Source organism: Halomonas sp. GD1P12, assembly GCF_025725645.1.
GTDB lineage: Bacteria > Pseudomonadota > Gammaproteobacteria > Pseudomonadales > Halomonadaceae > Vreelandella.
Window position 1 is genome coordinate 2,334,098 of record NZ_CP107007.1, and the last position, 14,304, is coordinate 2,348,401.

Sequence of the window (14,304 nt, forward strand, 5' to 3'; positions counted from 1 at the left end):
TGACGGCCACGCCGTCTGGCATGTTCAATGGAATGTGGGCAGCGCGATGAAACTTCAACCCTTGGGCAGATAACCGTATCGCGCCAGGGGTGCCCCGCACCGGTCAGCGAACAGCGAGTTACTGGGGCAATAGCTCGGGCAGCGGCCGTCCGTTGACCCGCCAGCTGCCGCGAATGACGTCGAACTGCAGCTCCTGGGTGCCCAACGGCAGGCCCAGCCAGAGCGCGGCGACCGTGGGCGCGTCGTACCAGACGAAGTCCCCGTCGAGCCGGTCGCGCCAGCGCCAGCGCGTTTTGGCGTCGTTCAGATCCTCGAGACGGAGCGCATCGAGGCGGCGGCCGTCGAAAAAAAGCGCGCCGTCGGCGGCGACATCGATACCCAGCAGCGGGCTCTCGAGCTGGATGCGGGTCACGTCAAGGCGTGGAGAGTCGCTTAAAAGCTGCAGCACCTCCGGCTCGATGCGCGCCATGACGCCTTCGGCCATCGGCCGCTCCGGGTCGCCCCAGGCGGCTTCCTGGCGCAGGCGGCGAATGATTTGACGCACCGCGTCGGCGTTGAGCCTTGAAAGCTCCGCCTCGATCTCGCCGCTCACAAGCGGCGTATCCGGCGCTTCGCTGGGTACATGCACATCCCCCAGCGCCAGCCGCCCTTTCAGACGCAGCTCGCTTTCATCCAGGACCATCTGGCTTTGCACTTCCGTCGGGGCAACGGTGATCTCGTATCCCGGATAAAAGAGCGTGGTGGATTCGACGGTAAGATGGTCGCGCTGGGCGAAGTGGTAGGCGTCTTCGATATAGGTGTAGCGGCTTTCCAGTACCGTCGGGCCAAAGCGCAGGTAGGCCGGCCCATCGCTCAGCGTGAGCTGGTCGAACAGCGCGCGAAGGCGCCAGTCGCCGAATACGCCCTCCAGGCGCAGGCGCGCGCCGCGCACATCGAGCTCGCGCCCGCTTTGCTGAATGACGAACGGCGCCAGCGCCAGGCGCAGCTCGCTCTTGCCGCTCAGCGTATGGTAGCGCCCCTGCCAGCGCGGCAGCGACAGCGCCGACACCTCGCCCACTGCCTTTTGCAAAGCGCTTCCCAGCCGCGGCACCAGCGTGCCCTGCACGTCGGTACTCAAAAGCCCGTGGCGGGCATCGTAGGTGACTTCCAACTGCCAGGGCCTGCCCAGCAGCGGCGATAGCAAAAGCCGTCCCTGAGACGAGAGCCAGCCGGGGCGACTCTCCGGGCGGCTGACGCGCCACTCGCCGCGCGCTTCCAGATCCTCCAGCGCCTGGCTCAGGCTGCGCTCGAACAGAACGCTCGAGATCAACTGCGCGACGGCCCAAACGAGCGACGCCACGACGATGATCGGGACTATAAGACGTTCCTTGCGCATGCCATCTCCCTGGATAGCCGAAATCAGGCGCCCTCTTCCAACGTGCCGGGCCGCTGCGTGACCGTGCTGCTTTTGTTGCGTATTGCTTGTGTTGCGTATTGCCTGGGTTACGCGCTGCTTTAGCCACGTCTATGGATAATCACCTTATTGCTTTTACACGCTAAGGCCAAACGCATCACCCTGAACACGACGCTTTAAAGCGTAATACCGCCCCGTGACACCGGCATGAAAGACCCGGTTCTGGCCTAGTGCAGCCAGAACCACAGGTGCATGGTGCTCCAGGCATAGATGCCCGCCATGACATCGTCGATCATGATGCCAAAGCCGCCGGCGACCCGCCGGTCGGCCCAGCGGATCGGCCAGGGTTTGAAAACATCGAAGATGCGAAACACGATGAACCCCCAAAGCGCCGCCTCCCAGGAGAACGGTACCGCCGCCATGGTGATCCAGTAGCCGACGAACTCGTCCCAGACGATGCCCGAATGGTCGTGAACGCCCAGATCGTGGGAGGTCTTGTCGCACAGCCACACGCCCACGATGAAGGCGACCAGCACCACGCTCAAATACCAGCCCAGCGGCAGATCCGCCATGATCCAGTAAAACGGAATGGCCGCCAGCGTGCCAAAGGTACCCGGCGCCCAGGGCACCATGCCGCTACCCAGGCCGAAGGCGAAAAAGTGCGTGGGGCGTCGCCAGACGCTTGATGGAGCCTTGATCATGGCCGCCCCCGATGAAAATGCTGCCAGCCTGGCGCCGCGTCCGCCGGCACGCCATAAACGCCCGGCGCCTCGCAGCAGCGCCCGATCACAGAAAGCGCGAGCCCCACAGCCGCCAGCGCCTTTTGGGCCTTTTCAAGCTCACCGGGTGCCAGCGTCACCAGCAGCTCGTAGTCGTCGCCGCCGCCGAGCATGGCGGCCTGCGCCTGCTCCTCGCCCAGCGCCTCGATCAGGCCCTCGGCGGCAGGCAGCGCATCCATATCGAGCTCGGCGCCCACGTTCGACGCCTGGCGCACATGGCCGAGATCGGCCAGCAGCCCATCGGAGATATCAAGCGCGGCACTGGCGATGCCGCGCAGCGCAATGCCCGCCTCGAGCCGGGGCTCGGGCAGCAGGTAGCGCTTTAACAGCGGGTGCGCCAGATCGCGCTCGCCGCGCTGCCAAAGCGCAAGCCCTCCGGCGCCGCCGCCAAGCGCCCCGGTCACGGCGATCAAATCGCTCGGGCGGGCGCCAGCGCGGGTGAGCGCTTGTCCTTTGGGCACCTCGCCCATCACGGTCACGCTGATGCCAAGCGGCCCGCGGGTCACGTCCCCGCCTGCCAGCACCATTTGGTGGCGATCGCAAAGCGCGTGGAACCCCCGGCCAAAGCCTTCGAGCCAGCACGCGGCGGCGGCTTCGTCTTCAAACGCACCGCCAGGCGTTGTCAGCGCCATCAAACACCAGCGCGAACGCGCGCCCATCGCCGCCAGATCGCTCAAGGCCACCGCCAGCGCGCGATGGCCGATGGCCTTTGCGGGGGCATCGGATGGAAAATGAACGTCCGCGTTCGAGGTGTCCACACTTACCGCGAGTTCAAAGCCCGCCTGCGGGATCAAAAGCGCCGCATCGTCGCCGCCGCCCAGCGCCACGCCGCGATCGAGCGCGGCGGGCGCGGGCTTTAGAAACCGTTCAATGAGTTCGAATTCGCCAAACACAATGGCCCCTTAACGCAATTCAAGCGCTGCGCCTTACAGGCGGCGAGCGCTGACCTCGGCACTGCGTAAGCGATTCGCCAGCTTATCGAGGATGCCGTTGACGTACTTGTGGCCATCGGTCGCGCCGAAGGATTTGGCCAGCTCCACGCCTTCGTTGATCGCCACGCGGTAAGGCACTTCCGGGCGCTTGGCAAGCTCATAAGCGCCCAGGCGCAAAATGGCCAGCTCCACCGCGTCGAGATCCTCGAGGCGACGATCCAGAAGCGGCGCGATTTCGCGGTCGAGCTCACTCTTGTGGCGCACGGTTTCGTGCAACAGCGTATGGAACAGTGCCTTGTCGGCAATCTCCATCACCTTGACCCAGTTTTCGTGGTCTTCCAGGTCATCGTCGGCGAGCTGGCTTCTAAATTCCGCCTCGACGGTGGTGGCGGACTTGCCGGTCATGTCCCACTGATAGAGCGCTTGAACGGTCAGTTCGCGCGCGGCGCGACGAGCCTGTTGGGCGGCGCTTTGCTTACGCTCCGGACGCTCGCTCATGAGTCGTCTCCGGGCAGGGCACGCAAGAGCGAGACCATTTCCATGGCGGCCATCGCGGCCTCGGTGCCCTTGTTGCCCGCCTTGGTGCCGGCGCGCTCGATCGCCTGCTCGATGGACTCCACGGTCAATACCCCGTTGGCCACCGGCGTATCGAATTCGAGCTGCAGGTGGTTGATGGCCGTATTGCAGCCGCCGGCCACGTACTCGAAGTGCGGCGTGCCGCCGCGAATCACCGCGCCCAGCGCAATGACCGCCTCGGGCTTCATGGTCTTGAGCACGCGCTTGACCGCCAGCGGAAGCTCCCAAGCGCCGGGCACGTGGACGATATGAATATTGTCGGCATCGACGCCGTGACGCGTCAGGCTATCGACCGCGCCTTCGACGAGGCTATCGACCACGTGATGGTTGAACCGCCCAACGACGATTACGTAGCGCCCGTCGACATCGACGAAGCTGCCTTCAACTTGCATAAGGGATTGCATCTCTTTCATCCTACTCAATAAGCGTATCAGAACGTCTCACACGGACGCTGAATCGGTGCCGTTGTCGGGGCTTACCAGCTCGACCACTTCCAGGTCGAACCCCGACAGCGCTGAAAACTTCCACGGCGAGCTCAAAAGGCGCATTTTGCCCACGCCCAGATGGCGCAGAATCTGCGATCCGGTGCCGATGGTCAAATAGTGGCCGGAGCCGTCGGAGTCGCTGGTGCGCGGCGGCTGCACGCGTCCCAAAAAGATATCCAGCTGATCCTTCAAATCTTGGGCCGGGTGACCCTCATCGATCAGCACCAGCACGCCGGCCTCTGCCGCTGCGATCTCCTCGAGCGCCCGATGGGCGTGCCAGCGCGATGACGCCTCGTGCTTGAGCCCCAGCACGTCTCTGAGCGTGTCCTCCAGGTGAACACGCACCGTCGTCGTGGTGTCCGGCGACGGCCGCCCCTTCACCAGCGCCAGGTGGTGGCCGCCCTGCAGCCGGTCGCGAAACACGTGCAGCGCAAGCGGGCCGTGTGCGGTCGCCACCTGAGTGGTTTCGATCAGATCGACGGTCTGCTCGTTGACCATACGGTAATGAATGAGCTCGGCGATGGTGCCCATCTTGATCCCGTGCGCCCTGGCGAACACCTCGAGTTCCGGGCGGCGCGCCATGCTGCCGTCATCGTTCATGATCTCGCAGATCACCCCGCTCGGGTCGCACCCGGCAAGGGCGGCCAGATCGCAAGCGGCTTCGGTGTGGCCCGCTCGGCGCAGCACGCCGCCGGGCTCGGCCATCAGCGGAAAGATGTGGCCAGGCTGAACGATATCCGCCGCGCGGGCGTTGGGTGCGGCGGCGGCCTGCACGGTGCGCGCGCGGTCGGCGGCCGAGATCCCGGTGGTGACCCCTTCGCGCGCCTCGATCGAGAGCGTGAACTTGGTGCCAAAGCCCGAGCCATTGTTGCCCACCATCAGCGGCAGGTTCAGCCGCTCGCAGCGCTCGCGCGTCATCGGCATGCAGATCAAACCACAGGCGTGGCGTGCCATGAAGTTGATATGCTCGGCCTGAACCTTCTCGGCCGCCATGATGATATCGCCTTCGTTTTCGCGATCCTCATCGTCCATGAGGATCACCATCTTGCCCTGGCGGATATCCTCGACCAGCTCGCTGATCGGGGACAAACCATCAAAAGAGGGTTGCACCATGGAAACTCCCGTAAAGTAGCCGCACCGTCGTGCGATGTTGCGCGCAGGGTACCGTGGCTGGCCCCGCCGCGCCAGATTTAGCGCGCGCAAGGCCTGGCCTGCGCGTGTCACGATCATCGAAAACGTTCTTTCAAGGCGCCACCGCGCGGGGCGTGGCGATAATGCGCCAATCGTTGCCGACGGCACGAATATCCTGAATATCGAGGCGCTTTTGGTCCGCCATTTCGCTCAACCCCTGGAGGGCGAAAAGCGGTCGCGCCTCGCCTCCCAAAAGTGTCGGCGCGACAAATAGCTGCAGCTCGTCGATGAGCCCTGCATCGAGCAGGGAGCCTGCCAGGGTCGCGCCGGTTTCGACCAGCACTTCGTTGACATCATACTCGCTCGATAAAAAGCCGAGCATATCAGAAAGCGACACCCGCCCCGCCTTCACGGCGGGCATGACGTGAATGCGCGCCCCCGCCGCTTCGAGTTTTTGGCGCTTCTCTTCACTATGCGCCTCGGTCGTGATCACCAGCGTCTGGCCCGGCTCCTGCAGGCAGGCCGCGGCCAGCGGCAGGCGAAGCGTGGAGTCCATGATCACGCGAAGCGGCTGGCGGGTCACGACCGTCTCGGCGTTCTCCAGGCCCAGCTGCTCGGCGCGAACCGTCAAGCGAGCGTCGTCCAGAATGATCGACTCGACGCCGCTCAAAATGGCGCTCGAACGCGCGCGCAGTCGCTGTACCTGGCGCCGGGCCTCGGGCCCGGTGATCCACTGCGACTCGCCGGAGCCCATGGCGGTGCGCCCATCCAGGCTCATCGCCATTTTCAGGCGCACGAAGGGCACACCGCGCTGCATGCGTGAGACGAACCCCGGGTTGAGCGCGCGGGCGTCCGCCTCCAAAAGCCCCACATCGACTCGAATGCCCGCGGCTTTCAAGCGCTCGATACCGCGCCCGGCCACTTTCGGGTTGGGGTCGACCATGGCCACGACCACGCGCGCCACGCCGGCCTCGACCAGCGCCTCGGCGCAAGGCCCGGTGCGCCCGGTATGCGAACAGGGCTCGAGCGATACGAACGCCGTTGCGCCGCGCGCGTTGTCGCCGGCGGCGTTAAGCGCGTGCACCTCGGCGTGGGGTTCGCCGGCGCGCTCGTGAAAGCCCTCGCCGACGACGAGGCCGTGCCCGCCCCCTTCACCGTTTTGAACAATCACGCAGCCGACCCGCGGGTTGGGGTCGGTGGTGTAAAGCCCCTTTTTGGCCAGCGTAATGGCGCGGGCCATGTGCACGTGGTCGGCGTTGGAAAACGGCGCGTCCATCAGCTCTCCTCGCGGGGCTTGCCGGCGTCGCTCTTGGGCCCCTGAGGCGCCAGGCGGTCGATCTCGGCGCGAAACTCGTCGAGATCCTGAAATTTGCGATAGACCGAGGCGAAGCGGATATAGGCCACCTGGTCGAGCCCGCTGAGCGCGTTCATGACCGCCTCGCCGATATCGCGGGCGTTGACTTCACGATCACCCCGGGCGCGCAGCTGCTGGCGAATGCGCTCGACCGCCGCCTCGATCGCCTCGGCGCTGACCGGGCGCTTTTCGAGCGCACGCAGCATGCCGGCGCGCAGCTTGACCTCGTCGAAGCTCTCCCGCGAGCCGTCGGACTTCACCACCCGCGGCATGATCAGCTCGGCGGTTTCGTAGGTCGTGAAGCGCTCCTGGCAGCTGGCACACTGGCGGCGCCGGCGCACCTGGTCGCCGTCGGCCACCAGGCGCGAATCGGACACCCGCGTATCGTGAGCACCACAAAAAGGGCAATGCATGGCCGTTCACCTATGGTTGAAGCAGCGGTCGAAGCAGCAGCTATGGTTAAAACAGTAACGGTTAAAGCAGTAAAGAACGCACCTATTAAGGTCAACGCGCATCGAAGCCGGCGCGTCGACACCGATACGTGATTAAAAAAGCGCGCTGCCTGACGCGTTTTTTTAATCACGGGCGCCCTGAAGCCGCGCTGACAGGTGCGGGCATAACCTAGCATTGTAACGATTTGGCACACAAGCTGCAGCGTTTGTGACAGTTTACCCGGAGGAGGCGCCATGACGCTTTTCGAACAGACACTTCACCGCTACCTGACCCACCTGTACGGCCACCGCGCCGGCGAAGTCACGCGGCGCGTCAAGCAGCACCTGGAATACTATCGAAACGCACGTGAGCGCGGCGAAAGCCAGGACGGCACGCCGGTTGCTCGCGTGACCAGCACGCCCGCCGACGCACCACTTTGGAGCGAAAAGGATCAGTGGGTGATCAGCTACGGCGACTCGATCGTTCAAGGCGATACGGCGCCGCTGACCGTGCTGAGCGATTTTCTGCGCGCACGGTTAGGCGACTGCATCAGCGGCGTTCACGTGCTGCCATTTTTTCCCTGGAGTAGCGACGACGGCTTTTCGGTCATCCATTATCGTGAGGTCAACCCGGCGCTAGGCGATTGGTCGCACATTCGCGAGCTTGCCAGCCACTTCGACCTGATGGGGGACCTGGTGCTCAACCATGTCTCTCGCGAGTCGCTCTGGTTCGTCGACTACCTGACCGGCAGCCTTCCCGGGCGCGACTTTTTCATCGAGGTCGACCCGGAAACCGATGTCTCCCAGGTGACCCGCCCGCGTAGCAGTCCGCTGTTGGTGCCCGTGGCCACCCGCCGGGGTACGCGCCATCTATGGGCCACGTTTTCGGATGACCAGATCGACCTTAATTTTGAGAACCCGGACGTGCTGCTCGAATTCGTCGGCATTCTGCTTTTTTACCTGCTGCAGGGCATCCGCATCATTCGCCTCGACGCGGTGGCCTTTTTGTGGAAACGCCTGGGCACGAACTGCATTCACCTTCCCGAAACCCATACGGTCGTGCGGCTATTGCGTGCGATCGTCGACGAAATTGCGCCGGGAACGCTACTCATCACCGAAACCAACGTACCTCACGCCGAAAACATCAGCTACTTCGGCCTCGACCGGCTGGCGCCGGGCGCCCCGGAGCGCGCAAGCGCCGCAGACGAGGCGCACATGGTCTACCAGTTCGCCCTGCCGCCGCTTCTACTTCACACCCTGACCCGCGGCGAAACCGTGACCATGCAGGCCTGGCTTGCGAGTCTGCCGCCGCTGCCCGATAACTGCACCTACCTGAACTTCACCGCCAGCCACGACGGCATCGGCGTGCGACCGCTGGAGGGTTTGCTGCCGGATCACGAGCGCGACGCGCTGTTGGAGCTGATGCACCGCTTTGGCGGCTTCGTCAGTATGCGCAGCAACCCGGACGGCACCGACACCGCCTACGAAATCAACATCACCTGGTTCGAGGCGATGCGCGGCACCCGGCGCGGACCAGACCCCTGGCAGATCGCTCGCTTTCTTTGCAGCCAGGCGATCATGCTCACGCTCCAGGGTATTCCCGCGCTTTACATTCACACGCTGACCGGCTCGCTCAACGATCATGAGGGCGTCGAGCGAAGCGGGCGGCTGCGCTCGATCAACCGCCACCGCTGGTCGCTCGATGAGCTCGATTTGCTGCTCGAAAGCCCGACCACGCCAACCCATGATATATTCTTCGCGCTGCAGGAGTTTCTGCGCCAGCGCCGTGCCGAGCCCTGTTTTAACCCGGCGGCGGCCCAGCAGGTGCTGGCCACCAGCGACAACCTGCTGGCGATCACACGCGGCCCGCTCGAGGATGGCCGCACGCTGCTGGCGCTGTTCAACGTGACCGACCAGCCCGCCCCGCCGGGTGACGGCGGTGCAGAGCTCACGCAAGCGCTCGACGCGAATCAGTGGCGCTTACTGGCCGATGCCACGCCCTGGACGCCGGAAAACGCCCTGCCGCCCTACGCCGTTCGCTGGCTGGTGAGCGACGGCGGTTGAGGTGATATGGATCGAGACGATGAACCCGCCCGCTTTTCCACTCACACAAGAGACTCACCATGGCGACTTTTAGCAAGACCGCCTCAACTGCCGCGCTGATGCTTGCCGTTCTCGCCACCGCCGCCAGCGCCGCGCCGCTGCCTGCCCCGATCGAGGCGCTCAAGGCGCAAGGCATCGCCATTCACGAGCGTATCGACGCCCCTGGCGGACTGACGGGCTTTGGCGCGAGCCGCCAGGGCCAGGAGATGATCGTCTACCTGACGCCGGATGGCGAGCACGCCGTGGTCGGCACGCTTTTCGACTCAAGCGGCGAGAACCTGACCGAGGCGCAGCTCGAGGCCGCGGTTCGGGTGCCGCTGGAGGCGCAGACCTGGCAGCGCCTGGCGCAGAGCCACTGGATTCAGGACGGCGATGTCGACGCGCCGCGCACGCTCTACATGTTCACCGATGCCAACTGCACCTACTGCAAGCGGCTGTGGCGCCAAACGCGCCCCTGGGTCGAGGCCGGTCAGGTGCAGATTCGTCATATTATGGTCGGCATTCTGGCACCCACGAGCCCGGCGCTTGCGGCCACGATACTGGCCGCCGAGGACCCCACCGCCGCACTGACGGCCCACAGCGAAGGCGAGCCGCTCGAACCCGGCGCCCAGGCCATCGAGATCGAGGAGCAGGTCTACGCCAACAACCAGCTCTTCGAAGGGCTGGGCTTGGTCGCCACGCCCACGACCGCCCTTCAGCGCCAAACCGAAGAGGGGCATACACGCCTGGATCGTATCGAGGGCTTGCCGAGCGAGCAGCGTCTGATCGAGATGATGGGTGGTGAGGCGCCCTAAGCCGCCCGATACACTTTCAGGCGCACCGAAGCCGATTCCACTACGACTAAAGAGTACCCACTCGCTTCTAATGCGCCCCTCAAGGAGGCCGATAAAAGACATATCAATAATAAAAGGATCTTCCATGAAGCGTTTAACAACGACACAAAAGCTTTGGGGCACACTGGCGGTGATTTGGGTATCGATGCTGCTTCTCGTGGGGTGGCTGGCCTGGGATAACCGCCAAACGCTCACCGACGAACGACAAGCCAGCATCCGCTATATCGTGATTGGCGTTCAAAGCCAGGTAGAAGCGCTGCAGGCGAGGGCAAGCCAGGGCGAATTCGATCAGCAGGAGGCGCAGCGACGCGCCGTCGAGCTCATCTCGAATCTCCGTTACAACGACGGCGAATACCTGTTCGCCTTCGACGATCAGCTTCGCGTCATTTCACACCCGACGCGAGACACCGGCACCGATATGAGTGGCTACGAAGACGCCAACGGCGTGCGGCTCTACGCGGATCTGCTCGAGGCCGCCCAGAACGGCGGCGGGCACGTTTACTACGCCACCACCCGCCTCGGTGAAGACGAGCAGATTCCCAAGATGAGCTACGTCGCCTACGTCCCCGAATGGGGCTGGGGCATCGCCACCGGCGTCTATATCGATGACATCAACGCGGCGTTCATCGATAGCCTGATCAAGGCCGCGCTGGCACTGCTGCTACTGGGGCTACCCATGACGCTGCTCATGGGCTGGGTGATTCGCGATATCGCCAAACGCTTGGGCGGCGATCCTCGCTACGCCGCCGGCGTCGTTCGCCACATCGCCGATGGTGATCTGACCGTCAGTACCCGGCTTGCCCATACGGACCAGCAAAGCTTGCTATTCGACATCAACCGGATGCGAGAAAGCCTGGCCAACACCATCGGCGAGATTCATCAGGGCGCCGATGAGGTCAACGGCAGCGTCGTGCAAATTGCGGGGGTCAACGAAGAGCTTTCCACGCGCACCGAGCAGCAGGCGGCGTCGCTTGCCGAAACCGCCTCCAGCATGGAAGAGCTGACCGCCACGGTGAAACAAAACGCCGAACACGCCGATCATGCGCGCAAGCTCGCCTCCTCGACCGCGGAAAACGCCCAGCGCGGCAGCAGCGCCATGCTCAGCGTCGTCAGCATGATGGAAGCCATTAGCCAAAGCTCGAGCCAGATGAGCAGCATCGTCAACACCATCGATACCATCGCGTTTCAAACCAATATTCTCGCGCTCAATGCCTCCGTCGAGGCGGCGCGGGCCGGCGAGCAGGGCCGCGGGTTTGCCGTGGTGGCAAGCGAGGTGCGCCAGCTGGCCAGTCGCTCCGCCGCCGCCGCCCAGGAGATCAAACAGCTGATCGAGGACTCCGGCACGAAGGTCGCCGACGGCAGCCAGCAGGTGCGCAGTACAGGCGAGGTCATTGATCGCGTGGTTGGCGACATTCGCGAGCTCAGCACGCTCGTACAGGAGATCGCCGCCGCGACCATCGAGCAGAGTAGCGGGATCGAGCAGGTCAATGACGCCGTGACCCAGATGGATCAAATGACCCAGCAAAACGCCGGGCTGGTGCAGCAGAGTAACCACACCGCCCAGCAGCTTTCCGAGCTCAGCCATCAGCTGCGCCAGGCGGTCGCCAACTTTCGTATCAACGCCAGTGAGCCTTCGCCCACGCCTGCGTCCTTGAGCTCCACCCCCGCCCTCGCCGCTTTCTAACCCGCCGCCCGGTCGATTCGTCGACCGGGCGCGGCGTTTTCAACGCCCGTTCATACCTTGCCCTGGTTATCAAGCTCCACGGCCTCGTGCATGCGCGGGAGCAGATCGGGAATGGCGGCCTGTACGCGGCTCCAGCTGGGAATGAAGGGGCGCTCGCGCGGGTTGTCCAGAAACAGGTTGCCCGCCTCCAGCAGGTTACTGGCGAAAAGCTCGACGGCCTGCTCTTCGCTGTGGCGATCCAAGCTCAGGCCATTCATGGTGGCGTCGTGGTCGTAGGCTTCGATCAGATCCAGCGCCAGCCGGTAGTAGGTCGCCTTCAGGGTGCGAAAATCCTCGCTGCTGAAACTCACGCCCTGGGTGGCGAGCTTGCGATAAAGCGCCTTGGCGATGTCGAGGCTCATGCGGTTGAGCCCGCCGGAGGCGTCCTCTTCGCTGACCGGCTGGTGCTTGTGATCGTAGGTGTCGGCGATATCGACCTGGCAAATCTGGCGCATCGAGTAGTTGCGCTGAAGCTCTGACAACACGCCAATTTCAAGGCCCCAGTCCGCCGGAATACGAATGCCTTCCAGCACTTCGCTGCGCATGGCGAACTCGCCGGAAAGCGGATAGCGAAAGCTGTCCAGATAATCCAGATACGGCAGTGGCCCGCAGACGGTTTTCAGCGCGCGCAAAAGCGGCGTCACCATCAGCCGCGAGACGCGCCCGTTGAGCTTGCCCTCGGCAATACGCGGGTAGTAGCCCTTGCAGAAGCTGTAGTTGAAGCGCGGGTGGGCCAGCGGGTACATCAGGCGCGCCAGAAGCCCCCGATCGTAGGTCAGAATATCGCAGTCGTGCAGCCCCACCACTTTCGAGCGGTTCGACGCCAGCAGGTAGCCCGAACAGTACCAGACGTTACGCCCCTTGCCCGGCTCCACCGCCCCCAGGCCGTGGTCTTCGAGCTCGTCGTGTAGCGCGGTCAAGCGCGGGCCGTCGTTCCAGAGAATGCGGGTATGCTGGGGCAGGCGTGAAAAGAACTCCCGGGCATAGAGAAACTGCTCGCGGTCGGCGCGATCCAGGCCAATCACGATTTCGCCCAAATAAGGTACGTCCTTGAGCTCATCGATGATCGCCGACAGCGCCGGCCCCTCGAGCTCGGAAAACAGCGACGGCAGAATCAATCCCATGGGGCGGCGCTCGGCGAACCGGCAAAGATCCGCCTCCAGCTCCGCGACGGGGCGGCGGGTCAGGTTATGAAAGTCCGTGATCAATCCATTCTGATGAAAATCGCTCATATGCCCTCTCTGGCGTAGCGCCTGCGTTTTAGTTTGTTCGCGTTCGGTCAGGGCGTGTCGGTATCAAGGCTTGGCCGTTCATCCTGGCCGCCCCACCAGTGCGTAAGACCTTCGACCCAACCAGCGGGGCCAAAGGCGTCGGTGCGATAAAGCGCGGCGCTTTGAGGCTCGACCGCCAAGTCGTGGCGCCCCTTGATGACCACCGCCTGATCCACCGCTTCGAGCATGGCGATGTCGTTGGGGCCGTCGCCCAGCCCCAGGGTCAGTGGGCGGCTGCCTCTCAGGGCGCTAAAGCGCTTGACCAGCCACTCCACGGCGCTCCCCTTGTTCGAAGACGCCCCCATCACGTGATAAAACCGTCCGCCCTGGGTCAACGTCAGCCCGTCGCTTTCCAGCGCCAGGCGAAAGGCGTCGAGGGCGATGTCGTTGTCCTCCCACACGAGCGGCTCGCTGCCTTCGCGTTGGCGCGCGGCGAGCGCGCGCGGCTCATCGAGCCCGGTCAGCGCCATCAGCTCCTCGACGGACATCTCCCCCATTCGGATAAAACGAACGCCCAGACGCTCGCGCCACACGTTCAAGCGCGCGCGAATGAAGCGGCTATCCACACCGGTATGTTTGATGACGAGGCTGTCGCGGGCGCTACCGGGGCGGTCAAGGCTCGGGTGACACCAGCCCGGGGGTAAACCGATGACCGCGCCGTTTTCGGCGACGAAGGGCGTTGCGGTGAGATCCAGCGCCTGGCGAAGCGCGATGAGCTCGGCGCGGGTTTTGCTGGTCACAGGGATGACCGGCACGCCGAGCACGCGAAGCCTTGTCAGCGTGGCGCGGGCAGGCGAGAAATCGTAGCTGTCGTGATCGAGCAACGAGCCGTCCAGGTCGGTGACCACCAGGCGCGGCGTTAAAGCGAGCTCCAGCGCCGGCGTGTCTGCCGTTGACGTTTCACGGGAGTGCGTTGGCTTGCTCGAAGAGGCATGTTCCGTCATGGCATTACCTACTTTAGGTCAAACGCTGCTTTAGGTTGAACGGCGCGCAAGCCAACGAGGCGATGGCCTTCAAAAAGCCTTGATCCATCCCGGCGCATTGGCTTGTCTCTCATCCAAGCAGATTGTGTGCCACTCGATAAAACACTTTTTCAATCAGTGCATTGCAAAGTGAATGAACCATATAAAGGCAGAAAGCACTAGAAGAGCGCACCCCCAAAGCTCTATTTTGGTGCAGAAAATGTGCGTTTTTTTGAGCGTGGCGAACGCCACGAAAAGGCAAAGTTGGACAAGCCTTGAATCGGCGTATAAAAAAATTTGAAAAAAACTCTTGGCAGAAGCACGAAAATGT

At 63.7% G+C, this 14,304-nt stretch carries 13 protein-coding genes; 3 read left to right on the plus strand and 10 right to left on the minus strand.

All coding sequences use genetic code 11. The features are described from left to right. Positions 1-118 precede the first annotated feature (118 nt). From OCT39_RS10810 to nrdR, 8 genes are all read right to left on the minus strand, one after another. Complete coding sequence (locus OCT39_RS10810; protein WP_263584478.1) at positions 119-1,375, minus strand: YdgA family protein; 1,257 nt, start codon at positions 1,373-1,375, stop codon at positions 119-121. A gap of 245 nt (positions 1,376-1,620) precedes the next feature. Further along, complete coding sequence (locus tag OCT39_RS10815; protein ID WP_263584479.1) at positions 1,621-2,094, minus strand: phosphatidylglycerophosphatase A; 474 nt, start codon at positions 2,092-2,094, stop codon at positions 1,621-1,623. Next, complete coding sequence (gene thiL / locus OCT39_RS10820; protein WP_263584480.1) at positions 2,091-3,065, minus strand: thiamine-phosphate kinase; 975 nt, start codon at positions 3,063-3,065, stop codon at positions 2,091-2,093. Before thiL ends, OCT39_RS10815 begins: the two co-directional genes overlap by 4 nt. A 33-nt stretch (positions 3,066-3,098) precedes the next feature. After that, a complete protein-coding gene (gene nusB / locus OCT39_RS10825; protein WP_263584481.1) occupies positions 3,099-3,602 on the minus strand; it encodes a transcription antitermination factor NusB in 504 nt (167 codons plus the stop codon). Then, entirely contained in the window at positions 3,599-4,084 is a 486-nt protein-coding gene (gene ribE / locus OCT39_RS10830) for a 6,7-dimethyl-8-ribityllumazine synthase (protein ID WP_252107316.1), read from the minus strand. Before ribE ends, nusB begins: the two co-directional genes overlap by 4 nt. A gap of 36 nt (positions 4,085-4,120) precedes the next feature. Then, on the minus strand, positions 4,121-5,278 hold the full coding sequence (gene ribBA / locus OCT39_RS10835; protein WP_263584482.1) for a bifunctional 3,4-dihydroxy-2-butanone-4-phosphate synthase/GTP cyclohydrolase II: 1,158 nt from the start codon (positions 5,276-5,278) through the stop codon (positions 4,121-4,123). 130 nt (positions 5,279-5,408) lie between these two features. Then, positions 5,409-6,572, minus strand: a complete 1,164-nt coding sequence (ribD, locus tag OCT39_RS10840) for a bifunctional diaminohydroxyphosphoribosylaminopyrimidine deaminase/5-amino-6-(5-phosphoribosylamino)uracil reductase RibD (protein WP_263584483.1) — start codon at positions 6,570-6,572, stop codon at positions 5,409-5,411. Continuing rightward, a complete protein-coding gene (gene nrdR, locus OCT39_RS10845) occupies positions 6,572-7,063 on the minus strand; it encodes a transcriptional regulator NrdR (RefSeq protein WP_263584484.1) in 492 nt (163 codons plus the stop codon). Before nrdR ends, ribD begins: the two co-directional genes overlap by 1 nt. Positions 7,064-7,336: 273 nt before the next feature. Here nrdR and OCT39_RS10850 point away from each other — a divergent pair, with 273 nt between their 5' ends. The 3 genes from OCT39_RS10850 (at position 7,337) to OCT39_RS10860 (ending at position 11,701) form a co-directional block, all read left to right on the plus strand. Then, the gene (locus tag OCT39_RS10850; RefSeq protein ID WP_263584485.1) at positions 7,337-9,145 is read left to right on the plus strand and encodes a sugar phosphorylase; all 1,809 of its coding nucleotides are present in this window, start codon (positions 7,337-7,339) and stop codon (positions 9,143-9,145) included. A 59-nt stretch (positions 9,146-9,204) separates the two neighbouring features. After that, positions 9,205-9,978: a thiol:disulfide interchange protein DsbG gene (gene dsbG / locus OCT39_RS10855; protein WP_263584486.1), complete on the plus strand. Its 774-nt coding sequence runs from the start codon at positions 9,205-9,207 to the stop codon at positions 9,976-9,978. A gap of 124 nt (positions 9,979-10,102) precedes the next feature. Further along, the gene (locus OCT39_RS10860) at positions 10,103-11,701 is read left to right on the plus strand and encodes a methyl-accepting chemotaxis protein (RefSeq protein ID WP_318152964.1); all 1,599 of its coding nucleotides are present in this window, start codon (positions 10,103-10,105) and stop codon (positions 11,699-11,701) included. 50 nt (positions 11,702-11,751) lie between these two features. On the opposite strand, the gene OCT39_RS10865 is transcribed toward OCT39_RS10860, so the two are convergent. Both OCT39_RS10865 and OCT39_RS10870 read right to left on the minus strand, forming a co-directional pair. Further along, a complete protein-coding gene (locus OCT39_RS10865; protein WP_263584487.1) occupies positions 11,752-12,972 on the minus strand; it encodes a glycosyl transferase in 1,221 nt (406 codons plus the stop codon). A 47-nt stretch (positions 12,973-13,019) separates the two neighbouring features. Further along, complete coding sequence (locus OCT39_RS10870; RefSeq protein ID WP_263584488.1) at positions 13,020-13,955, minus strand: HAD-IIB family hydrolase; 936 nt, start codon at positions 13,953-13,955, stop codon at positions 13,020-13,022. Positions 13,956-14,304: the final 349 nt, after the last annotated feature.

Excerpts from the sequence above, each read along its gene's own strand:
- OCT39_RS10810 (WP_263584478.1), bottom strand. The coding sequence starts at position 1,375 with ATGCGCAAGGAACGTCTTATAGTCCCGATCATCGTCGTGGCGTCGCTC.
- OCT39_RS10815 (WP_263584479.1), bottom strand. The coding sequence starts at position 2,094 with ATGATCAAGGCTCCATCAAGCGTCTGGCGACGCCCCACGCACTTTTTC.
- nusB (WP_263584481.1), bottom strand. The coding sequence starts at position 3,602 with ATGAGCGAGCGTCCGGAGCGTAAGCAAAGCGCCGCCCAACAGGCTCGT.
- ribE (WP_252107316.1), bottom strand. The coding sequence starts at position 4,084 with ATGCAATCCCTTATGCAAGTTGAAGGCAGCTTCGTCGATGTCGACGGG.
- ribBA (WP_263584482.1), bottom strand. The coding sequence starts at position 5,278 with ATGGTGCAACCCTCTTTTGATGGTTTGTCCCCGATCAGCGAGCTGGTC.
- ribD (WP_263584483.1), bottom strand. The coding sequence starts at position 6,572 with ATGGACGCGCCGTTTTCCAACGCCGACCACGTGCACATGGCCCGCGCC.
- nrdR (WP_263584484.1), bottom strand. The coding sequence starts at position 7,063 with ATGCATTGCCCTTTTTGTGGTGCTCACGATACGCGGGTGTCCGATTCG.
- OCT39_RS10850 (WP_263584485.1), top strand. The coding sequence starts at position 7,337 with ATGACGCTTTTCGAACAGACACTTCACCGCTACCTGACCCACCTGTAC.
- dsbG (WP_263584486.1), top strand. The coding sequence starts at position 9,205 with ATGGCGACTTTTAGCAAGACCGCCTCAACTGCCGCGCTGATGCTTGCC.
- OCT39_RS10860 (WP_318152964.1), top strand. The coding sequence starts at position 10,103 with ATGAAGCGTTTAACAACGACACAAAAGCTTTGGGGCACACTGGCGGTG.
- OCT39_RS10865 (WP_263584487.1), bottom strand. The coding sequence starts at position 12,972 with ATGAGCGATTTTCATCAGAATGGATTGATCACGGACTTTCATAACCTG.
- OCT39_RS10870 (WP_263584488.1), bottom strand. The coding sequence starts at position 13,955 with ATGACGGAACATGCCTCTTCGAGCAAGCCAACGCACTCCCGTGAAACG.